This window comes from Bythopirellula goksoeyrii (assembly GCF_008065115.1).
In the GTDB taxonomy this organism is placed as follows: domain Bacteria; phylum Planctomycetota; class Planctomycetia; order Pirellulales; family Lacipirellulaceae; genus Bythopirellula; species Bythopirellula goksoeyrii.
Map to the genome: position 1 here is coordinate 2,223,108 of NZ_CP042913.1, position 23,151 is coordinate 2,246,258.

The following is a 23,151-nucleotide window of genomic DNA, read 5'->3' on the forward strand; positions in this document are numbered from 1 at the left end:
TGTGTTCTATTTCTTCTAAACCTCTTACCTCCGTTTGCTTATGTGCATGATATGTGCAAGCCGAGCTTGTATTCTAATCTCCCGCGACGAAGTTTGTGCGTCTGGGGTCGGCGACTCCAATTAATTTGCCGGTTTCCGCAATCTCGATCGCATTGCCGCCCCCGAAGTAATGACCGTTGCGGGGATAGCGTTTCGTTTTCCATCCCAGGCCTGCCAACTCTTGATCCCAGCTTGCCGGGGCGTCCTTCTCAAACTCCATCAAGTTGAACGGTTGCTTAGCGGTCACGGGCCGCATGAGATGGAATCGGGGCGCTGCAAATGTCTCTTTCAAGCTTTGTCCACGATCAAAAAACTGCCAGAGTAATTGGGTCGTCGTGGTAGGAATACGCTGGCCGCCGGGGATCCCCAGCGTTAGCACTGCCCGATCTCCTTGGGTGACAAGAATTGGCGCAATCGTGCTACGCGCTCGTTTGCCGGCACCCACATGATTCACGTTTTCTGGATCATGCGTAGAAAAATTACTCATGCTGTCGTTGAGTAGGAACCCTGTTCCAGGGGCCACGACCGCGGCCCCAAAATGAAGACTCAGCGATTGGGTGAGGCTCACCATATTGCCTGCTGAGTCGGCGACGACCAAATGCGTGGTGCTGGCCGCCGGCAAACCGTCAGCTGCAGCGTCAACTTTTTCAGTCTTCGGATACGGATTCTGGGGATCAACCTGGCTGGCTGCCGCAGCTAGCCGTTCAGCAGCCTGCTGGGTGAGCATAGCCTCGGCATCGCTCGGGGAAGTGTCGGCATCCGCCAGTTCGGCTTGAATCTGTGGATAGAGGCACAGTAAGGTTCGCCCCATTCGATTTGCATAAGTCAGAAAGCTTGCGTCGGCACCCAGAGGTGGTTGTTGTTCCATGGCCTTGAGTACAGCAAGCACCGTTGCTCCACCTGTCAGTGGTGGTGGGCAGGAATAAATTCGATATCCCCGGTACTCAACCGAAAGTGGCTCGCCGAAATCGGCTTGATAGTTGCGGAAATCATCGACTGACATCGCCGCGCCTGCCTTCTGGGCAGCACGGACAATGTTTTTGGCCGTCGTCCCTTCATAAAATGCCCGCCCACCTTCATTCGCTATCACACGGAGTGTCGCTGCCAGGTCGGCGTTCTTGAGTCGCGCACCAATCGGTGGGAGCTCTCCCTCATACAGATAGAGGTCCGATGCCTCGGGATCTTTTTGCAAGTCTGAGACATGCGACTTGTAGAGGCCCTGCATTGTCGCATCGATCTCGATGCCGTCTTCGGCCAACTGAGCGGCTGGCTCAACTAAACTCTGCCAGGGTTTCGACCCCCACCGTTCATAGGCTTCATCAAGCCCGGCAACCAGCCCCGGCACTCCCACGGACTTGTAGCCAATCTTACGTTCTGCAGAGGAGAGTTGGGTAAACTCTTTTGGATCCAAATCAGCCGGCGAAGTACACAGTGCCACAATGGAATACACTTTCCCTGTGGCCGCTTCGCGATAGAGAAGTATCAGCTTGCCACCCAAGCCAGAGCCATAGGGTTCGGCAACCCCCACGGCCAATGAAGTTGCGATAGCGGCGTCTATGACGTTCCCCCCATCGCGAAGCACTTCCAGTCCGATGGTGGTCGCAGCCTCGTGCCCACTGGCAACGGCATACTTCTCAGCCTCAATGACCTGCTGTGCGGAGGCTGTCGCGTCGGTCAGGGCGACCGCTAATAAGACCACCAATGGTAATCTTGAATACTCCATCTCTTGTCCCTTAGAGTAGCACGCCTCTCCGAGTCATAATTGGTTACGACTCGGAGAGGCGTGCTACAATGTGCCTACCTCAAAATGGAAAAGGGGCTTCGAGCAGTTGCACGAAGCCCCGATTTTTAAAGCAACAATGAAATTAATGTAGCTCAACGTCCTAGCCGCGTTGGCGACGTCCTACCAAGCCAACGAAGCCAAATAGCAAAAGACTCATTGTGGCTGGCTCAGGAATAATATGTGACACCGCGAAGCGTTCGATCAAGAGCCTGTCGCCGGTAAAGTCTTCGTTGATAACTAAGCGAACAGATTCAATCCCCCGCGTAGGATCCAATGCACCAACGCCGGCAGAAACAAATGAAGTGCCATTGTCAGACGAATAGAGCAATTCCATTGTGCTGGCGCTCAGATTTACGTCGAGCATGGTCAACAACTGCCCGCTACTTCCCAGAGTAACGGTAGATGTGTCGGTGGCGCCAGTACCAACAGCATTGCCCACAAGTTCCACTTCCGTCGCAGAAGTGCGAGTAAAAAAGATCTCACCCGTGACAAAGGTCGAGCGAGGATCGAACTGGATAAGCGAAAGACGGAACTCTTCATCTTGTGCTGAGTCATAGACGTTCTCATCGAACGCCCACTGAACATCGAATAGCCCAATGACTCGCCCTGAAGTAATTCCAGCAATATCTACGTAGTTGCTTCCAAACTCCGTATTGTTCTTTCCCGAAGCATCAAGGTGTCCTGAGCCATCGGTGACGACTAGGTCATTGTCTGTATCTACATCAAACATGAGCCCACCCGCGGCAGAGTTGGCAGCGCTTTGAATCTGCGTGCCAAGTGTATCATCAAACTGGAAGTCGGTGACGATCACGCCACTGTTAAAGTCGTCCAAGATGGTGGCCTGCGCCGAGGTGGCGAAGCTTAAGACGACACAAGCGATTGCAAGAGTACTTAACTGCTTCATTAGACATTCCCCTTAGATGTGAGGTACTTTATCCGGCCCAACCGACCTACGGATGGGGCGGGAACCAAAAGTGCATAGAACTTTGACTCACCCTGCAGTCTACCCACCCTCTTGAGAAAATGCCAAGAAAATCACGGAGAAAAAGTCGAAAATCTGTCCTAACTGAGATTGATAGTGACTCTTCGGAAACGCCGAAGTCACCTCGAAAGACTTCTAGGAGGAGCCTTACGGCTTTCCCCCACACTCGATTCAGAATCGTGCCAGAAGAGTTTTGCAAAACAATGTCCCTTCTCGACAAAGGGAATTGATTTAGATGGGGTAAACTATTACAATTCAGGGTGGTACACACTTCGGCCAAACTGCTGCACTGGCCGATCCTACACGTTCTATTGGGGAGATATCGTGATGGTTCGCCGCAATACCCGTTCTCACTGCGCGTTTACTTTGGTTGAGCTGTTGGTGGTCATTGCCATCATCGGCGTCTTGGTTGCCCTGCTGTTGCCTGCCATTCAGGCTGCCCGCGAAGCGGCCCGCCGCGCTCAGTGTACCAATAACCTGCACAATATCGGCTTGGCGGTCCACAACTACGCCAGCGCCCGCAATACACTTCCTCCAGGCGACGTCCGCGATCCAACTTTCAACGGCGGTACGCAGGTCAAATCGATGTATAGCTGGATCACATTGATCATGCCCTACATCGAAGAGGCCAACGCCCACGGTGTGATGGACTGGACCCAGGGTTTGGAATTGAATCAAAGTGCTATCAATCCGGCACATCACATCTTCATCAAGACCTTTGCCTGCCCCTCAGAAATTAACCAGGCTTCTGAAATTGGCATTGTGAATCCCTTCTATGGAGCCCGAGGCAACTACGTAGGCAACGCGGGATTGGGATGGTTCTGGGCTGAAGATGTCTCTCCCAACGACCAACTCGCTGGCTGGCTGGCAGACACGAGTGCAGGTGGAAACCCTTTGAAAGCAAGACCTAGTACCTCCGCGACGGGAATTCATATGACGGGTTTAGGTTCTTTTGTGGTCAGTTCTGTCGACCCAGTGAAAGGCAGAAGATTCAGCGAATTCACTGATGGCACCAGCAATACCGCGGCGGTGAGTGAGTTGCGGCTGGTCCCCGATTTGGATACGCGTGGAGCCATGCACTTTGGACCCGCTTCCCTTTACATGCATGACTGGGTGCCCAACGTCCCATCAGGGCAATTGAATACGCTGAACGGCTTCAAAGCGGAAGATTGGACACGTTATTGCGATCGACTTGGCCTCCCCAGAGAAATTGCTCCTTGCAAGCAAGCCTCGGACGGTTGGAAGGGACTATGGCAACATTCAGCCCGCAGTTATCATACTGGCGGAGTCAATCTAGCTATGGCGGATGGATCGACAAAGTTCATCTCCAATGATACTGATCTCTTGGTGTGGATGGCGCTCGGCACCTCCGATGGTGGGGAAGTCGTTGATTCCTCTTTCTAAGGATAGCATGAAGCTAGGCAGATCAATCGAGTTAGCACGGCGTGTTATCGCGACAGGATTTCTAGGCGCCTTCTGCGCAACTTTAGGCTGCGGTCCAAGCGGGCCTCCCCGTTTTGCTGTTAGTGGGCAGGTCACTTACGATGGCCAGCCCGTAACCAATGGGTCGATCAGCTTCGCTCCTGCGGATTCTAGTGAGGGCAAGGGTGTTGCGGCAGACCTCATCGATGGGCACTATGAATTCCCGCGCAAACAAGGACCTACTGCTGGTACCTACCAAGTCTGGATCGAAGCCCAGCAACCCAGCGGCAAGAAGATCCCTAGCGAGGATGGCTCGCCTCCCGCGGACCAATTGGTTCAATACATTCCTGCAGTCTACAACTCCCGTAGTACGCTCCAAGCGGAGATCACCGAAGATCGCGAAGATCTCGACTTTAATCTCGAAAAAGTCGAGCCAGCACGCCGACGTTAATAAGCCTTTCGCCGCGCCGCGACTGACACTCTTCCAAAGAACTGCTGCTCGACACGAAGCGAATCGAGCTCTTCGCAACGCCTACAGACTCCATCCCTCTTCTTCCCGAGACTTCCTGGCCCAAGAATCGTTGTAGAGCCAAGCCCCCTGTGTAGCGATAATGGTTCTCGCGGCAAATTCCACGCGGATCTTGCTCCAAGTCAAGTCATACGTGGCCAAATTAGAAATCTGGGAGAGTAAATTCAGAGCATAGTGCTTACTCTACTCGCGTATCCACACTTAAAAATTCGAGAAATCTTGCAGATGAACCGTCCAAAATAGAGCGAGATTTGCACGTCGAAGTGGGGCCCCCTCTAACTCGTGCAAAAGCAAATTGCCAGTTACCAAGAATCACCCAGTTTTGGTGCTGCAGCAATGAATAGTGGGCGGCTATATTGCACCGCACCAAGTTTCCCAAGTTCTAGCTAACCACGAACCCGAAAGACCCTGATTTGAAGCGATTGTTGGAAGCATGTGACGACGGTCTCTTGATGCTCGATGTTTCGGCAACGAGTCTTGACGACACGATCCAGCAAATGGTGGACATGCTGATCCGCACGGGGGCGCTCTCGGCGACCGATGCTCCCAAGATGCTTGCCGCCCTCAGGAATCGTGAGAAGCTGGCCGCTTCTGCCATCGGCCATTCGGTGGCGGTACCGCATTCTTATCTTTCTTGCATCGAAGAGCCGAAGATTGTGATTGCTCGGCTCAAGCACGCAATCAACGCCGGTGCCCCCGACGGGGTTCCTACGAGGTTCGTGTTTCTGCTTGTGGGGCCGACCGATGCTACGGCAGAACATCTTGATTCCTTAGCAAGTGTCGCCCGGTTGATGTCGGATGGCGAGTTCCGCTACCAAGCCCAAATCGCCAAGACACCCGAGGATTTTCGAGCAGCAGTGGCTTCCAGGATCGAAGGAGAAGTCGCCCCGGCGGTTCCCGTCGATTCTAGCGAAGGGCTGCAATATAGTGGCCGGCTCTTCGGAGGATTGTTGGCGGACATTCGCCGCCGATTGCCTTACTATGCGAGCGATTTTCGAGATGGCTTGAATCGCAAGTGCGTCGCTTCGACGTTGTTCCTCTTCTTTGCTTGCATGGCACCCACGATCATCTTCGGTGGTCTCATGGGAAAGTTGACTGAAGACCACATCGGTGCTGTGGAACTGATCGTCGCGACCGCTTTCTGTGGAATCGTCTATGCCCTGTTCGCGGGACAACCGCTTGCTCTCATCGGCGGTACAGGGCCGATGCTCGCTTTCACAGCGATTCTTTATACCTACTGCGATACACACGACATCCCATTTTTACCTGCCTATACTTGGGTGGGTATTTGGACGGCCGTCTTCGTTGTGATCATGTCCGTCACGGATGCCAGTTGCCTGATGCGATTCTTTACCCGGTTTACTGACGAAATTTTTGCTGCCCTGATATCACTGATTTTTATCTCTGAAGCCGTCAAAAACTTGATCGCCATTTACGACCGAGTCCCGGAGGGAAATTCCCAGGGTTATGGCGTAGCCAACCTGTCTCTGCTCCTGGCGTTGGGGACTTTCTATGTGGCGATGAGTTTGAGCCGCTTTCGACATAGTCATCTCCTCTTGCCGGCAGTACGGGAGTTTTTCGCAGATTTTGGGCCGACCATTGCCATCGCTTCTATGGCCGCGATTGCTTACTTCGCACGAGATGTTACCCCCTTGGAACCGTTGCCAGCTCCTTCAGTTTTTGGAACCACCTCCGGACGTCCTTGGCTGGTGCCCTTCCTGGACGCTCCTAACTGGCTCATCTGGGGTACGATTGCCCCTGGCCTATTGAGTAGCGTCTTGGTATTTCTGGACCAGAATATCACGGTGCGACTCGTAAACAGCCCCGATAACCGTCTGAAGAAGGGTTCGTCCTACCATCTCGATTTGGGCATTGTGGGCGTCTTGATCGCAATTTGCTCAATCTTTGGTTTGCCGTGGTTAGTTGCCGCTACGGTCCGTTCGCTGAATCACTTGCGCAGCCTGGCCACCTCGGAAGAGGTGATCGATAAAAGGGGCGTATCGCACACCCAGATCCTTCACGTACGAGAAAATCGCATTACAGGTGTTTCGATCCATCTTCTTATTGGAATGTCATTGCTGTTGTTGCCTGCCTTGCACTACATTCCCTTGGCAGTCCTGTTCGGGCTCTTCCTGTACATGGGGGTCGTTTCGATGAGAGGGAACCAGTTCTTCCAACGCATTGGACTCTGGCTCACGGACCCAGCGCTATATCCCTCGACCCACTATGTTCGACGGGTATCGAAAAAGACGTTGCACCTCTTCACGTTAATCCAGTTCGCCTGCCTCGTAGTGCTGTGGATCATAAAGAGTAGTGCCGCCGGGATTCTGTTCCCGTTGTTTATCGCCCTGTTGGTCCCTTTTCGATACACGCTCGGCTATCTGTTTAGTGAAAAGGATCTAGCCGTCTTAGATGCTGAGGAGAATCCAATCGAGGAAGAAGAAACCTGGTCGTAGGAGAGAGCTATTAGTCGTTCGCTACTGGCCAGACAGTTCTCTTCCTGAGCTAACTACTAGCTGCTAGCTGTTTCCCTTCATCCTTACGCTCGGATTCGTCTTTCTTAATGCGTGCCATGCGGTCGAATCGCGAGTGGAGCGAACCCCAATCGATGACTAGGTTTCCCTTGCCAGATTCATGCCGTTTAGCCCAGTTCATTAAGAGATCAAGACAGGCGTGATCGATATAGTCTAGATAGGAAAAGTCCACATGGAGATCCACATCTTCAGGAACCTTCTCCAGCATGGCGGCCAGCTTCGGCAAACGGATGAAAGTTGCCGACCCTTTTAGCATCAATACGGCTGTTTTTTCACCATTTTCACCCATCGAAAGTTCTGTTTCCAAGTGGGAAAAAGTGTAAAGAATCTTCAGAGCCGAGAGAGCAATTCCTACTAGTACACCGGTGAGCAAGTCGGTGAACACAATTGTCCCCACTGTGGCGGCATAGATGGCAACTTCCCCCCAACCATATTCACGCAGCTTAACGATTGCTTTAACATTAATGAGCTTGTAGCCAATGTAAACAAGCATGGCCGCAAGGCTCGAAGTGGGGATCAACCGCAATAAGAACGACAGTGCGCTGACAAATAACAAGAGCCAAAAGCCGTGGAGGACTGCCGACAGACGCGTTTTGCCACCTGCCTGGATGTTGGCCGAGCTACGAACAATGACTCCCGTCATCGGCAAGGCGCCTACTAATCCACAAAGCACGTTGCCCACCCCTTGGGCAAAGAGTTCACGATCATAGGAGGTACGTGACTCTTGCTGCATCTGGTCGACAGCCGTCGCACAGAGCAGCGTCTCGGCACTGGCGACCACAGCGATCAAGATGGCCGCCTTCGCCAGTTCAGCCCAGGGAGCATTGCTGAGCATCGCAAGATTAGGAAACCTTACATCCTCCCAAAGGTTGTCGGGGATCTCGACATACAACACGGGAATAACGAACACGGTTGCTAAAATTGTAGCAAGTATGATGGCAACCAGGGGTGCCGGCACAACTTTGAGGGCTTTGGGAGCAGACGCCTGCCAGAGAAGGATCGTCATAATAGTCACGACCCCCAACGCAGCGGCCAGATGATGGTTCTTGAGATTCGCCAGCAAATTGTCGAACGCCAAAATGCTTTCCTTTTGCAATGTTAATGCTTCATTCAGCGTGCCGTCTTGCATGCCTGCCAGCGCAGCCTCGCTCTGGGTAAGGGCTTCGGCCGTGGCGGCCTGAATCCGTTGCGAGCGTTTGCTTCCTTCGGTGATTGTTTCAAGTCGCTGAACCTGGCTTGTGAGTGCCTTCAAATGCTCGACCAGGTTTTGCTGTTGATCGACAAGTTCAGGCATGGTGACTGCTGGCGGCTCAGCGTCTTCTGCCACAGAGGGTTCAGCTCCAGGAACGTGCGGGGCGTGCTCGGCAAGCCGCTCTTGGATGTTCACTTGACGCCGATGGAGCTCTCCTACTTCATGGAGAAGATCGGAGCGAAGCTCACGAACCTCAACCGGCGCGAACTGCGGCATGGCTAGACTCTTGCCGATGGCTTGAGGGATAGTCGCTAAATTCTGAGCCCCTGTCCCCTTGGGTTTGTCGTCGATCATCACATGAAACTGGCTTGCCAGAATTAAAAAACCGATCCCTGCGAGCATCCCCTGAATCACCGCTGGAGAAACAGCACGAAACCATTGACCCCATCTCAGTAAACCTGCCACGACCTGGATCGCTCCACCCAGCAGCACGGCCAACCCCAGCATTTCGAGGCCAATCGTTTGGATAATCTCATAAACAATCACTGTAAGCCCCGCCGCAGGGCCACTCACTTGCAGAGGACAACCTGCGATGGAGCCCACAACAAGTCCGCCAATGATGCCTGTAATCAGCCCCGCTGCCACGGGTGCGCCTGAGGCAATCGCAATACCCATGCACAACGGCAGGGCTACGAGAAAGACGACAATCGAGGCGAGGAAATCTTGCTTGAATCTAAACATCGTTGAATCGGTCCGGGTGAAGGCAATTGGTCTCTTGAGTGGCGAGTAAGTAACCTGGCGAAAAGGATGCTGGGACTACTAAGCAGCGGAACGGATTTTTTCTTGATCGTGCGTAGCTGAATCCTCCCGAGGAAGGTCCAAACGGCCAGAGGAGTACTCACCCTGGAGGTGAGCAGCACGCACTGTACCAAGCAGCCCGAAAAATACGCTGGTCACAAATAAAGCGTCAAGCGACGCAGGAAGCGTAAAGAACATGTTGAGTACTAGTCCGCAAAGACCAATCCCCAAGCAAATCAAAGCGGCACCAAAACAAATCTGCGATTCGTGGTCTTGAGCAACTCGGCGTAACAACGGTGTAGAGGCTGAATGTTTCGAACTCATGCATGGACTCCAGAAAAAAAGATGAAATCGTGATAGATCAAATGGTATGCAAAATGCCTGTTCGCTCCTGGGACCCAAGGCTGCTTCATCGAGCGGAACAAAATGTTCTTGATCAGGCTGATAGAAAAATACCTGGCCAGTTTCGAACTTGTAGACCCAGCCGTGAAGTCGCACATCACCCCGATTCAAAGCCCATGCAACCGTAGGATAAGTGCGGAGACTCTCCAGTTGCACGAGAACATTGATCTCTACAGCTGCGGTGAGCAGTGTCTGAGAGTCTGTGATGTGGGAGTCGTTCTCCTTGATAATGCGCGCCGTTGATTCAGCCTGGCCAAACCGCGAATTGACTGCTGGCAAATCCGGAAGTTGATCCGGGGGCAAGAGGCCGTTCAGCGCTGCGCATTGCGAATGCCCGCAGATTATGATGTCTTTGATATTCAGCACGCCGATTGCGTATTTAAACGTAGAAGCTTCGCCCCTAGCAACTGTTCCATAGGCTGGAACGAAGTTGCCCGCATTGCGAACAATAAACAATTCGCCAGGGTCAGTTTTTGTAATCAGATTGGGTACAATGCGCGAGACGGAGCAAGTGATAAACAGTGCCAGTGGCTGTTGACCATTGGCCAATCCCTCCAAGAGAAGTTGCTGTGAGGTAAAAGTATCTTGCTGAAATTGGCAAACTCCTTTGACGAATTTCTTCATGACGTTTACTCAGAAGTGAATGGCTTGCACATCTCGACAGCCAAAGCCAATACTTGTCTGGACTACTTCTCAGGCAGAAGAACGCTGCTAATGCGAAAGGCCAATCGATGTCTACGATTAACTGCAAGAAAGCGAGCAGCTTGGCATAGATCACTATGCACAGTCTTAGCAGCGCAATGGAGCGCAGAGCTCATTCGAAAGACAGTGTCCCACCAGTGCCCGAGGTAGACGCGGAGCAACAGGCTTGAATCCCTGGTCGAAAGTAAGTGTACGGCACGAGGGACAATAAGTGCGGATTCGCACCAGACGAAACTCCACCCCAACGACCTCACCGAGCGAAGAGCTATCCTCAGACGAAACGGGCGAGCCACAATTATTGTGCGATTCTGCAGTTAGCACCGGACCGGTCATCATAAGCAAAGCCGCTGCAAACACGCTCCCCAAAACCAATCGCGTGACTGACTGGAAGCTTCGAGATGGTCTTCGTACAAACATAATGAAAGATCATCATGGAATGGAGGGAAATGCAATTACTGGCGAATTCATTATCGTTTTTTCCACTCGCTGCGTCCAGAGCGAACTGAAGGGTAAAATCAGACATTTCGCCTGACCACACCTGGCCAAGGAGACCTCTCGACCACACACAGCTTGCTCGGACAGGATCAGGAAGGGGTATCCTCCGAAAGCAACCCGGACTAAAAATAGAGAACACGAGCCCCCGTAGCTCAGGGGATAGAGCGACGGTTTCCTAAACCGCAGGTCGCAGGTTCGAATCCTGCCGGGGGTATTTTGTTATAACTTCGGTCGAATGGATTGTTTGTGTTGCCGTTCAATATCGCGGCACTGGAGCAACGGCGTAGGTGATATCTTAACTTCACTCATTCTACACTGGATACGCAATCTTTGGAGATTTGAAATGAACTATTTGAAAGTCGTTACTTTTACATTGGCCCTAGTTGCATTGGCTTACGGTGTTTGCGCTGAGGAAGATCGCCAGCTCAAAGTCTCCTTATTCAATGGCGAGTCGCTCGATGGTTGGCAGCAACGAAATGGAACGGCATCGTATCGTGTTGAAGATGGCATGATTGTTGGAAAAACTAACGAAGGAAGTCCTAACTCGTTTCTTTGCACGACGAAGGATTATGGTGATTTTGAATTGAGTTTCGAAGTGAAAGTCGATGATCCGTTAAACTCGGGCGTCCAGATACGCTCCAAGTGCGAAGGCGATACACCGGAAGGCCGAGTGCATGGCCCACAGGTAGAGATTGCCACCAACGGCACGGCGGGCTTCATCTATGGCGAGGCCCTCGACACCGGCTGGCTCAGCGAAGACCGTAGTGATAAGCAGGCTCAAGAAGCCTTCAAGAAGGGCGAGTGGAACCAATACCGCGTAGTTGCCAAGGGGAAGACGATTCAGACGTGGATCAATGGAGTACCCGTTGCAGACCTTGTCGACGAGAAAAGCGGCATGGCTAGTGGATTCATCGGACTCCAAGTTCACCAAATTGGCAAGGGAACTGGTCCCTACGAAGTGCGTTGGCGCAACCTCGAGCTGACCGAACTTTAACCCGGGGAAATGGAGTTAGCTGCTAACTGGTAGATGACCACCCTCCCGCAGGAAGTGATCTCTCAAGCTCCGGCGCATCACTTTGTTGGAAGCTCTTTTATGAAGTTGCTTGATTAACACTATTGCGTAGGTATTCAGGGAATGACACTCGAAAAATCCATTACGTCATAGACTATGTACAGAATGGGTGGTCACATGCAAGAATCGCTATTCGTCTACGTTCATATTCCGATTCAGTTCGAGTCGAGGTACACAGGCACTTCAATGTCGTTGTCCACAGGTGGCGCAAAAATTCATGACATCAAAATCTTCTCCGAGGCGAGTAGCCCTGGCATTTCTGGCCCATCCCGACGATGCGGAGATGTTCTGCGCAGGCACTCTCTTGCGCCTCGCTGAGCTGGGCTGGGAAATCCACATTGCAACCGCCACTCCTGGGGATTGTGGATCGGCTACCATGTCGAGGGATGAGATCGCCGAGATTCGTCGTGCCGAAGGCGCGGCGGCCGCCAAGGTTCTCGGTGGTACCTACCACTGCGTAGAAGAACGTGATTTGAATGTTGTTTTCGATAAGCCGACGAATCGAAAAGTGATCGATTTGTTCCGCCAGATTGCCCCCTCGCTAGTCTTCACTCATCCGCTCTTCGACTACATGCTCGATCACGAGCAAGTGCATCAATTGGCGAGGAGTGCCGCATTCGGCTATTCCGCTCCCAATGGGTCGTCATTGCCGTTAGTCGCAGGATCCATGATTCCCTGGCTCTACTACTGTGATCCCATTGAAGGATGTGATCCCTATACGAGAGAAGTTGCGAGCCACACGGTGTGTGTCGACATCACCGAGGTGATAGAGCGAAAGAGTGAGATGCTTGCCAGCCATGCTTCGCAACGTGAGTGGCTCCGAGCCCACCATGGGATGGATGAATACATCGAGACCATGAAGCGGTTAGGTGCGATGCGAGGCCAAGAAATTGGCAGTTCCTATGCGGAGGCTTTCACTCAACATCGAGGACATCCCTATCCCCAATCCGATTTGCTTCGCGAACTTCTAGGAGAAAAATAGGTGGGCCGTCCCCTTAGTAAGGTTGCCCCCGAGTGGTGGGATTACACAACCCTTGATCTGGCAATCCTCGAAGACGCGGCTCGGCTTACTGCCGCTGATTTGGTGGGACTTTCGCGCGACGGTTTTGAAGTCGTTATTTACGATACCTTGGAAGAATTCTTCTGTGCCGAGGCATTGGAGTATATCCAGGCCTGGCAGCAAGCAACTCCTGACAATCCGGCAGGCATTTGCGGTCCGATTGGACCTACTGAGCAACTCCCCTTGGTAGCCAAGATCGTCAACGAACTTGGTTTGAAACTTCATAACGCCCATTTCTGGGGCATGGATGAATGGATCGAGGACGGTAAGCCGGTAGCCACTGATCACCCCCTTTCCTTCGCCAAAGCCGATATGGAACTGTGCTTTGATCGCATTCGTCCTGAGTTGCTGATGCCGACAGGAAACATCCACTTCCCGACAGATTTAGAAGCATATTCCAAGAGTTACGACGCCGTTCGCTGCGTGTTAATGCAAGGAGGGCAGGGCGAAGTCAAGCACTGGGCCTTCAACGATCCCCCCAAACGCAATGGCCCCTACCAGGACCAGCCTCCCTCGCCGGAAGAGTATCGCCAGCTAGGGACTCGCATTACCGATCTGCACCCCATGACGGTCATTCAGAACGCGCGAACCTCGGGCGGTGGGTACGTCCCCCAAGTCCCGACCTGTGCAGCCACCGTGGGCCCTGTCGAGACCTGGAAAGCAGAAACTGTTTCGATCTGGCATCCTGGCCATCACGACAATCCGTTCGGCATGCGCTTGACAGCCCTCATGATCAGTAAGCAAATCCCCGATAGTTCGGTCCCAATGTCGCTGCTGGCGGACCATCCTCAGGTCAGGTTCAATTATTATCGCGGTGGTATTGGTACCGTTGAGGCGGAGATGCACTAACAGGACCAAACAGCCTAATGAAAGATAAGGATGGCTAAAACACTCGACGAAAAACTATCACGCATCGCTGCAGACCCGTCCTGCGATGATTTTATCGTGGCGGATGCCAAGGACGCCGACATGGCATTCGGCATCTCCGCGCCAGGTCGGCGCCGAAATCCCACAAATAGCGAATCAGAGTTTCTCACGCTTGCAGATTACCACGCAACGATTTGTGAAATAGTCGAACAAGGTCTCGTTGATATTATGCTGATGAGTGTCAACACGAGCGCTCGCCTGACGATCGCAAAGCGACTCTTTGAGAAGAGTCCCGTTACACCAGCGATCCGAGCCAATGACACAACCGACATTTGGCTGGCAGGGGGAGTGGGTGCTTACGGAACACAGCCCTCGCTGTCCTTTCGCTCGGCAACCATCGATCATGCGATGTGTGGCCATGCGAACTGCACCCCCGAAGAGCGCCGCTTGGGTGCCGATTTGGGTCTCTATTCGATCACGTTCAACAATGACGCGACCCTAGATCGCCTGGCTCTAGAAGCCTATCGGGCATTTCGAATCGAGGCTGAGGAGAAGGGATTTCGCCATTTCCTGGAAGTCTTTCCTCCCAATGCGTGTACGAATCTTGCCGCAGAGGATGTCCCCAGGTTCGTCAATGATTCGATCGCCCGTGCACTGGCCGGTGTTCCTCCCACTGCCCGACCGATCTTTCTCAAGATTCCCTATTTCGGCCCCGAACCGATGGCGGAACTAGTGACGTACGATCCTTCTCTCGTCGTAGGAATCTTGGGAGGGTCGGCAGGAACAACCTATGACGCTTTTCAAATGTTGTGGGAAGCCAAGCAGCATGGTGCTCGTGCAGCCTTGTTTGGTAGAAAGATTAACAATGCAGAGCATCAGCTTTCATTCATAAGGCAATTGAGAGCGCTGGCGGATGGACAGGCCAAACCAGAAGATGCAGTTCGAGCGTATCATACTGAATTGGGAGAAATGGGTATTCGACCGGATCGAGACTTAGAGACAGATCTAAAGCCAACTTCCTCAACGCTCAGCTATGCAGGTTCGACTGGACGGACCACTGTGAAGTAAAGCAAAACGACCCCGACCAAATTGGTCGAGGTCGCCAAGTCTTTTATTTCTATCGGACTGGTTTAGGCAGCGGCCAGTTCTTCGATTACGGGAGCCGTATCCCAGACTTCTTCTTCTGCCAGGACTGGGCTGTCGGCTACATATTCGCTGAGTTCGCTACTCCGTACGGGGTTCTGCAATTTCGAAACTGCTTTGGCCTCGATCTGACGTACCCGTTCGCGAGTCACTTTGAAGATGCGGCCGACTTCCTCGAGTGTATAACAGTAGCCATCAGCCAAGCCGTAGCGCAGCCGCACGATTTCCCGCTCTCGATAGGTAAGCGTCTTCAAGAGTTCGTCGATTTTCTCACGAAGTAGCCCATTGTTGGCCAACTTCAGTGGATTGTCTGAATGAGAATCTTCCACAAATTCACCAAAGCTGCAATCATCTCCCTCGCCTATGGGGCGGTCGAGACTTACTGGAGTACGGCCGATATCTAGTACGTGCAGACTTTCATCGAGGTCGATACCCGCCGCCAAAGCGGTTTCTTCGTGCGTCGGCATGCGGCCCATCTCATGTTGAAGTCGCTTGGCCGTTTGCTGCAGCTTGCTCAGGACATCGATCATATGAACTGGGATGCGAATCGTGCGGGCTTGATCGGCGATGGCTCGCGTAATCGCCTGGCGAATCCACCAAGTAGCATAAGTGGAAAACTTGAATCCACGTCGATATTCGTATTTATCGACCGCTCGCATCAAACCTGTGTTGCCTTCTTGGATCAAATCCAAAAAGCTCATACCGCGGTTACGGTATTTCTTGGCGATGGAAACGACCAATCGCAAGTTGCCGCTGGAAAGTTCGCGCTTCACTCGCTCAAATTCCTTCAATTGCTTGCGAAGCAATTGGCAGCGATTCCGCAAGCTCTGAGGTGATTCGAGTGTGCGGAGCATCAGTTCCTTCAATTCGCGGCGGACAGGTTCCATGCGTGCCACCGAGGCATTTTCGGCTTTCAATTGCTGGAGATGGCTCTGCAAGCGGTCCATCCTTTGGGAAAGTTCCTCAATGACTTTCATCATCGGTTGCACCCGACGGGTGCGCAGACTCATTTCCTCGACCAAGTGCAGCATCTTACGACGGCGACTTATGTAGCGAGCCCTGGCTGCTTGCTTTTCTTCGGCGGGTGCCAGCCGGTTGATCAGAATGGCAAAATCCAGCTGTTGTTGTCCCATCAGGTGCGTTAACGTGGGAAGGTTAATCGGCATCCGCTTGGAAACTTGCTCTTTGGTCAGCCGTTCGGTGAGCGAGACCTTAATCGTGCGATCGAAGGGAAGTTCTCCGGCATGCACTTTCTGTAGTACCTCAACTGTGTTGGCCAAAGCACAGAATGAACGCAAGAGATTGCGGCGGAATCGCTTGCGTGTGAGTTCGATCTTCTTGGCCAAGATGATTTCCTCTTCTCGATTTAACAAGGGAATCCGGCACATCTGCGACAAGTACATTCTTATCGGATCATCGGTCAGCTTGGGAAGCTCATCCGTGTACATGGCTTCTCGGTCGCCGAGAACCACATCTTCTGAATAGCGAGGACTTCCTTCGCCTTCAACAAAATCAATTTTGAGAGTGTCCACTAGGTCAAGCAGACGATCGACATGCACCGAGTCGGCACATTCATCCGGCAGATGAGAATCGGCCTGCTGATAGGTCAGAAAACCTTGAGTCTTGGCTAAAGTAACAAGCTCGGCAAAAGAAATCTTGGTAACGGGCGAGCTTTGGGATTCGTTGGGTTTCGTAGCGTTTGATTTCGTAGCTTGGGTCATCGAAAACTCCTCCTACACTTCCTGTGTTTGGGAAAAAGTTGCAGCGGGGAACCGAGTCAGACATCTCACCCATCCGTGGGTGCGTAACCTGCCTGTCGGCGTTGGGATTCATCCTTTCTTTTCAGGTCCTGAAAAATAGCGCTAAGAGCCAGGTCTTCGTCACCTGGATTAAGTGTTTTCTGAGATATTTCAGTTACAGCCGCCTGATGGCGGACCGATTGCTTTTGCTTGGCTAGCAAAGCCAACAAGTCGCTTACACGTTGCTGGAGATCGCTTTCGGCTTTCTCGCGGCCTGATTCGTCGCAATCCACCAACAGATTCTTCACAGCTGCTTCGTCACTGGCTAGCATTAGTTGATCGAAAGTTGGGATTTGACCGGCGTGCATCAGTTCGAGCGAAGTCTCGAAAATTTCACGGCATACATCATGCGGGATGTCTTGTTCTGTGAGGTGATCGGACAATTCGGCAAGTACGTTCGGATGGTGAATTATCATCTCCACGAGTTCGCGCTCCCAAGCGGCGAGGGGAGTTGCCTTTTCGTGAGTGGGAGCGTCTTGATCTTGTGAGCGCCGCGTAGGGTGAGAGCTATGATCTTGTCGAACTGCTGCCAAACGGGATCGAAGTGTTCCTTCGCCAACGACGAATTGTCGCGAGAGACGCGACAAGACTTGTTGTTCACGAAGAAGTGCCCTCGAAGTAGAACGAGCGCTGGTCGGCAGCGCGCGAGCGAGCGTACCGAGTAGCTCTTCCACTGCCAGTGCAGAGCGATGAGTGCCAGGGGCTGATGCCAATCCTTTGGTCACAGCGTCAATCTTATAATCGAGGGCGTCGAGTGATTTGTTAAGCCTTTGTTGAAAGGCCTCGCTTCCTTGCGATGAAATAACATCACATGGATCGGCCCCTGTTGGCAAGCTCAAAATTCGTAAATCTATCTCATGAGCTACAAAGAGTGCTAGCAAGTCGTCCAGGATCTGCAATGTGCGACGCTGCCCTGCTTCATCCCCATCGAGTACTAGCGTGATGCTATCAGTGAACCGACGTACCAAGGGGATATGTTTCTCACCGAGAGCAGTGCCCAACACAGCTACCGCATTATTAATCCCGTACTGATGGGCCATAATCACGTCAGTGTAGCCCTCCATCACTACGAGGCCTTGCTCCTTGGAAATCGCATCCCGTGCTAGATCGAGTGCGTAGAGTTGTGTCCCTTTGCTGAACAGCGGCGTCTCGGGGCTATTGATGTACTTGGCCTCGGTCCGTTCGGGACTGCTACTGACAGCCCCAGGGAGAACACGCCCACCGAAGGCGATGGGACGCGCTAGAGCATCTCGGATCGAGAACAACAGCCGCCCTCGAAATCGGTCGTAGAATCCTCCCGAATCCCGGCGCAGCACCAGCCCTACGCGTTCGAGAACTTCCCCAGAAAATTCTGCCGCCTGGGCTCGACGCAGGAGCCAATCCCATTCTTCTGGCGAATAACCGAGATGAAAACGTTCCACACTTTCACTATTGATTCCGCGGTCGGCAAGATACTGCCGGGCACCCTCTGCCGCGGGATCATGCAGCAAGCACTGATGAAACTCACGCTCAGCCCATGCCATCACTGCGAGCAGATTACGGCGATCGAACTGACTAGGCTGACCGGAGTTCTTCGTCGGAGTCAACGCAATTCCCGCCCGTTCGGCCAGCATTTCCAGAGCTTCGCGGAACTCCAATCCCTCGGTTCGCATGATAAAGCTGAAGACGTCACCACCAATGTCGCAGACATAGCACTTGAAGGACTGACGCTCGGGGTTTACTTGCAGACTGGGGCGCGAATCATCGTGCCAGGGGCAGAGGCCGACGAAATTGCGCCCCTGACGACGCAGAGCCATATAGCCCCCGATCAGGTCGACGATGTCGACGGCCTGACGAACTTGTTCTTTCGCATCCTGCAAATCATTGAGTGGCACGATTGGTCATCCGTGATAGGTGGCTAAAGGGATTAATAGCTTAGCCGGTCCGCCACGCGGTCCGGAAGTTCCGAAAGCAAGTGTGCATTCGGCTAGGCTTGGTACTTGGACAGTGAGCTAAAGCGATTCATTCTGCGGCCGCGCACCTACCTTCACCTGGACGGTCAGTCGCTTGATACCGTCACGATTCTGACGGATCAGATCTACCGGCACGGTCGTACCGATTGGAGTCGCAGCAATGGCTCGGCTCAAAAGGGTTGGATCAGAATATTCCTCGCCGTTCCATGTTAGCAGGACATCTCCCAATTCGATCCCGGCATCTTCTGCAGGTGTGTCATCGCGGATGTCGGCTACCAGTACCCCCTGGTCTTTTTCCAAGCCTAAGAGTCGTGCCACAGGATCGGGGACCAACCGGGGACCAACTCCCAGATATCCACGATCCACATGTCCCACTTTTCGAAGTTGCTCATAGCTGGCTTGAGCGATGGAACTGGGGATCGAGAAGCTGATTCCCTGATAGGTATTGCCGTAAATAGCTGTATTGATGCCAATGATCTTGCCTTCGACGTTCACCAAGGGACCGCCACTGTTACCAGGGTTAACTGCTGCATCGGTTTGCAAAAACTCCTGATAGATCGAACTTCGTTCTGTGGAGACTCCGGGGTCTCGCGCGGTGGTGATCCCCCGGCGATTCTTGGCACTAAGAATTCCAAAAGTGATGCTTTTCTGAAATCCAAAGGGACTGCCCAAGGCCCAGACCCATTCGCCAACATTTAGGTTGTCGCTATCGCCCCATTGGGCAGCGTGCAAATCGTCAAGTTCTGTCTTCAATACTGCAACGTCGACTAGCGGGTCGCTGCCGATGACACTTGCCGGTCCACGGCGGCCATCGCTCAATTGAACTTCCAGCGATCCGACTCCTTCAACCACATGATAATTGGTGACGATATAACCGGCCTCGTCTACAATCACACCGGCTCCTTGGCCCATGTCTCTTCCACGATGAGTACGAATATGAACGACACTGGGGCTGACATAATCGAACAACATTCGCGAGGCATCGTTAAGCTGCATCAGATCGAGCTGATGGATATTGTCGCTGGCGACATCGAACTTCGCTCGCTCCTCAGCTTCAACCAGCGCATACTGGATTCTACCAGCAAGGGAAGGTGCAATCAGCAACGCCATGAGGATGCCAAAGATCCACAATAAACGACGTAGCCGCGAGAGATCCTTCTGGGTGACCAACTGATCGGCAGGCACAGTTTCGGCCAGCAGCGACGGAGTCGTCTGATTACGAACTTCGACAACCGGTAAAGCACCGAATTCATCACTATGTGGTTCTTGCTGCATGGTATAGAAGCCTGGGAAATCTGGAGTTGCAACTCAAATGCCATTTCCGGCGCACATCACGCGGTCGGCGCACAGCACGCGGCCTACGGTTTCATTATACTAGTTTTTTCGCTTTTGTATCCCAGTGAGCGAATTTCAAGCATTTTCGAACGTGAAAGCGTACCGCATTTTTCCCATGCCCCCGAAATACTTCCCGAATCCAGCAGAGTCCTCCGCTGACGGCCTGGTAGCTGTAGGAGGGGATCTTGCGCCTGAGCGGCTTTTGGACGCATACAGTCATGGGATATTTCCTTGGCCTATGGATGATTTTGAGCCGCATGTGTGGTGGTCACCTGATCCTCGAGCGGTATTGCCGCTTGATGGATTTCGTGCCTCGAGGCGACTCTTGCGGCGAGTTCGTTCGGGACAGTTCACGACTACCTTCGACAAGGAGTTCGGCGAAGTAATGCGGGCTTGCGCAACTGGCCCTGGGCGTGCGGGTGGCACTTGGATTACTCCTGACATGATTGAGGGCTATTGTGAACTTCACCGACTTGGTCACGCCCACAGCGTCGAAGTGTGGCAGGCCGATAAACTCGTCGGCGGTGTTTATGGCGTAAGCGTTGGAGGGCTGTTTGCTGCCGAGAGTATGTTCCATCGAGAGCGAGATGCCTCGAAGGTCGCACTTTTCCGTTTGGTCGAACATCTCAATGCCCGCGGCTACCAACTGCTCGACGTCCAGCAGTGGACTTCGCACACGGGAAGTTTGGGGGTGATTGAGATACCGCGGAGTGAGTATCTGCAAAGGCTGGTAGAGGTTGTTGATCTGCCGGTGACGTTTTAATTGATTCACCACCATTCGAGGTAAAGTTTTCAGTTCTATGGGGCAGACCAATCTTCGATTTTTAGATTTTGGACGCGTAAGAATTCACGCGTGTTGGAAGTAACAAGTGTCACTCCATGAGAGCGGCAGATGGCGGCTATCTGAAGATCATTGGGACCGATAAACAACCGATTAATTCGAGTTCATGACGTAGTAAGGCGTAGTGCCAGGCAGCGGTATCGTCGAACGGAAGTGAAGCGAACTGGGAAAACAATTCTTGGAGTACTGCCAGTCGCTGGTCGGTTCTTCCGTACTTTTGAGCTCCATGCTAAAGCTCGGCCTTGACAACGGACCACAAGAAGATTTGATCTGAAGAATGACTAAGCAAAGTATGCTCAAGTAAGCTGTCAGGATATTTGAGCAGATTAATCCAGACATTCGTGTCGGGGAGCCAAGGCATTACCAATCCTCTCGCTGTTGAAGCTCTCCCTGCGAAGGACGCTCAAATGCTTCCGTTCCCCAATGCGCCCGAAGACTTTCAAAAAATCCTTTCGGTAAAAAGTTGTCACTTTTCATCGATTCGGAATGAACTGACCCAGGTAGTGGTCTGATTTCCACCTGAGTTCCATCTGGCCAATCAATCGAGCCGGGTAACTCGATGCGGCCTGCCTGAAAAGTTGCGGTAATGATTTGCATAGGGAATCGCGGATAAGAGGAATTATACTATAGTTCAATAAATTCTATTCTAGCATAGTCGTAGTATCTTGGGTACTGTCCAGGCCACGGGATTGCACTGAATTGTTTCGGTTGCAAAAGTGATTTTAAGCAATCAGAGGCCGCAAAACATTATGGCTAATCTTCAGCGATTGTAGGCGTCGTTCGACTGAGCCTTCAAAGGATTCGTCTTCTACCTCAACACAGACGGGACCATCGTACCCCACGTCCGTGAGTGCCGCGATCCAGCGACCCCAATCGATGTCTCCCAAACCGGGGATCTTGGCAGTGCTACGCTCCATGGGGAGTGCGAGCGAACCGACTTCGTCAAGTTGGTCGAGATTCACACGCATATCCTTAGCGTGAGTATGAAAGATTCGACTGCCAAACTCTTTGATCGGAGCAATGGGGTCCATCAACTGCATCTCCAAATGCGATGGATCATAGTTTAGGCCAAAGTTCGCCGACGGAATCGCTTCAAACATCCGCCGCCAAATGGCTGGAGTGCGAGCCAGATTCAAGCCAGAGGGCCAAGTGTTCTCGAACAGCATCGGGCAATTTTCAATGCCAATACGAATGTTCTTATCTTCGGCATACTTGATCAGAGCTGGCCAGACCTCAGTGAACTTTCTGAAATTCTCCTCTAGCGGTAAGTTCTGATTCGCTCCGATAAATGAATTGACATTGTCCAAACCTAGCTTGACTGCGGCGTCGATTACCTTGGGGATATGTTCGATGGCGGCGCGGGCCTGCTCTTCGTTAGCCGACAGTGGCACAGAGTAATAGCCCAAGGCCGAGATGCCCACGCCATACTTTTCGCAGAGCGCTCTCACATCGTCCGCTTGCGACTGAGAAAACTCGGTCACGTCGATGTGCATCACACCGCCATGCTTGCGATCGGGTCCCCCGGGGGGCCAGCACATGACTTCGACGCAGTCGTAGCCGATGTCGCGGGCATGCCGGAGGACTTCTTCGAGGGATAAATCACCAAAGATGGCGCTGACAAATCCGAGTTGCATATTTGGTCCGTGGTTAGTTGTCCGTTGCCAGTTGTGGAGAGTCGAGAGCTGAGAGTCAAGAGCCAGAATGATTGTCTCTTGACTCTAGTCTCTCGAATCTTGACTCGTATCATAACAAATCAGGAGGCACATATTCTATTAGGATCTGGAGGGCTGATGAATAGTCTGCGCGCAGGTTGAGCGCGGGGTGGGGAATTGTTTTTGTCATTTTGTGCGAAAACTTTGTTTCAAAACAAAACTATTCGTTTCACCCCTTGTTTTATAGAGTCTGCACAATAGTTTTGAAAACAAAACCTCCTCTCACGCCGGAAAAAACTCCCTTCAAAGCATGCATCAGCCGAACATGTTAGCACACGGTTAGCGTTGGCACCTTTCACGCAGCACTGGATGAACCGATCGCTAGCGGGATGCGGCTGATTTGGCAGCGGATTTCCTGCTCTGAGTGCGGGTGGTTAACAAGTAGCCTTAAGGGACATTATGCCAAATAGAGTGGCACATTTTCTACAAGAAAATGTGGGCCAGTCCAAGAAGTAATCTCTCGCAAAGGCGCAAAGGCGCAATGCAAAACGG

The 23,151-nt window shown here is 52.5% G+C and carries 16 protein-coding genes and 1 tRNA gene; 9 read left to right on the plus strand and 8 right to left on the minus strand.

Annotated features, from left to right (window positions below; translation table 11 throughout):
- Positions 1–73: 73 nt before the first annotated feature.
- Positions 74–1,762, minus strand: a complete 1,689-nt coding sequence (locus Pr1d_RS08790; RefSeq protein ID WP_148073184.1) for a gamma-glutamyltransferase family protein — start codon at positions 1,760–1,762, stop codon at positions 74–76.
- A gap of 160 nt (positions 1,763–1,922) precedes the next feature.
- Positions 1,923–2,726 (minus strand): PEP-CTERM sorting domain-containing protein, encoded by an 804-nt coding sequence (locus Pr1d_RS08795; RefSeq protein WP_148073185.1) that lies wholly within the window; start codon positions 2,724–2,726, stop codon positions 1,923–1,925.
- Positions 2,727–3,131: 405 nt separating this feature from the next.
- Between Pr1d_RS08795 and Pr1d_RS08800 the strand changes: the two genes are divergently transcribed.
- The 3 genes from Pr1d_RS08800 to Pr1d_RS08810 all read left to right on the plus strand — a co-directional run bounded on the left by Pr1d_RS08800 (position 3,132) and on the right by Pr1d_RS08810 (position 7,211).
- Positions 3,132–4,208: a DUF1559 family PulG-like putative transporter gene (locus tag Pr1d_RS08800; protein ID WP_148076316.1), complete on the plus strand. Its 1,077-nt coding sequence runs from the start codon at positions 3,132–3,134 to the stop codon at positions 4,206–4,208.
- Between the two features lie 7 nt (positions 4,209–4,215).
- Positions 4,216–4,677, plus strand: coding sequence for a hypothetical protein (locus tag Pr1d_RS08805; protein WP_148073186.1), 462 nt, complete (start codon positions 4,216–4,218; stop codon positions 4,675–4,677).
- Positions 4,678–5,168: 491 nt separating this feature from the next.
- Positions 5,169–7,211: a PTS sugar transporter subunit IIA gene (locus Pr1d_RS08810; RefSeq protein ID WP_238476662.1), complete on the plus strand. Its 2,043-nt coding sequence runs from the start codon at positions 5,169–5,171 to the stop codon at positions 7,209–7,211.
- Positions 7,212–7,260: 49 nt separating this feature from the next.
- Here the strand turns inward: Pr1d_RS08810 and Pr1d_RS08815 are convergent, their stop codons facing one another.
- Both Pr1d_RS08815 and Pr1d_RS08820 read right to left on the minus strand, forming a co-directional pair.
- A complete protein-coding gene (locus Pr1d_RS08815) occupies positions 7,261–9,222 on the minus strand; it encodes a SulP family inorganic anion transporter (protein ID WP_148073187.1) in 1,962 nt (653 codons plus the stop codon).
- Between the two features lie 78 nt (positions 9,223–9,300).
- Positions 9,301–10,305 (minus strand): carbonic anhydrase, encoded by a 1,005-nt coding sequence (locus tag Pr1d_RS08820; RefSeq protein ID WP_148073188.1) that lies wholly within the window; start codon positions 10,303–10,305, stop codon positions 9,301–9,303.
- 714 nt (positions 10,306–11,019) lie between these two features.
- Here Pr1d_RS08820 and Pr1d_RS08825 point away from each other — a divergent pair.
- The 5 genes from Pr1d_RS08825 (at position 11,020) to Pr1d_RS08840 (ending at position 14,945) form a co-directional block, all read left to right on the plus strand.
- Positions 11,020–11,092 (plus strand) — tRNA-Arg (locus Pr1d_RS08825).
- Positions 11,093–11,221: 129 nt separating this feature from the next.
- On the plus strand, positions 11,222–11,872 hold the full coding sequence (locus Pr1d_RS08830) for a 3-keto-disaccharide hydrolase (RefSeq protein ID WP_148073189.1): 651 nt from the start codon (positions 11,222–11,224) through the stop codon (positions 11,870–11,872).
- 295 nt (positions 11,873–12,167) lie between these two features.
- Entirely contained in the window at positions 12,168–12,932 is a 765-nt protein-coding gene (locus Pr1d_RS26005; protein WP_238476663.1) for a PIG-L deacetylase family protein, read from the plus strand.
- The gene (locus tag Pr1d_RS26010; protein WP_210417931.1) at positions 12,933–13,859 is read left to right on the plus strand and encodes a sugar phosphate isomerase family; all 927 of its coding nucleotides are present in this window, start codon (positions 12,933–12,935) and stop codon (positions 13,857–13,859) included. It begins immediately after the preceding gene.
- A 30-nt stretch (positions 13,860–13,889) separates the two neighbouring features.
- Positions 13,890–14,945: a beta/alpha barrel domain-containing protein gene (locus Pr1d_RS08840; RefSeq protein WP_148073190.1), complete on the plus strand. Its 1,056-nt coding sequence runs from the start codon at positions 13,890–13,892 to the stop codon at positions 14,943–14,945.
- Positions 14,946–15,007: 62 nt separating this feature from the next.
- On the opposite strand, the gene Pr1d_RS08845 is transcribed toward Pr1d_RS08840, so the two are convergent.
- The 3 genes from Pr1d_RS08845 to Pr1d_RS08855 form a co-directional block, all read right to left on the minus strand.
- Positions 15,008–16,741, minus strand: a complete 1,734-nt coding sequence (locus tag Pr1d_RS08845) for a sigma-70 family RNA polymerase sigma factor (RefSeq protein WP_148073191.1) — start codon at positions 16,739–16,741, stop codon at positions 15,008–15,010.
- 65 nt (positions 16,742–16,806) lie between these two features.
- On the minus strand, positions 16,807–18,693 hold the full coding sequence (dnaG, locus tag Pr1d_RS08850; protein WP_168205133.1) for a DNA primase: 1,887 nt from the start codon (positions 18,691–18,693) through the stop codon (positions 16,807–16,809).
- 117 nt (positions 18,694–18,810) lie between these two features.
- Positions 18,811–20,046, minus strand: a complete 1,236-nt coding sequence (locus Pr1d_RS08855) for a S1C family serine protease (protein ID WP_148073193.1) — start codon at positions 20,044–20,046, stop codon at positions 18,811–18,813.
- Between the two features lie 175 nt (positions 20,047–20,221).
- Here Pr1d_RS08855 and aat point away from each other — a divergent pair, with 175 nt between their 5' ends.
- On the plus strand, positions 20,222–20,869 hold the full coding sequence (gene aat / locus Pr1d_RS08860) for a leucyl/phenylalanyl-tRNA--protein transferase (RefSeq protein WP_148073194.1): 648 nt from the start codon (positions 20,222–20,224) through the stop codon (positions 20,867–20,869).
- Between the two features lie 800 nt (positions 20,870–21,669).
- Here aat and Pr1d_RS08865 read toward each other — a convergent pair.
- On the minus strand, positions 21,670–22,581 hold the full coding sequence (locus Pr1d_RS08865; protein ID WP_148073195.1) for a sugar phosphate isomerase/epimerase family protein: 912 nt from the start codon (positions 22,579–22,581) through the stop codon (positions 21,670–21,672).
- Positions 22,582–23,151 lie beyond the last annotated feature (570 nt).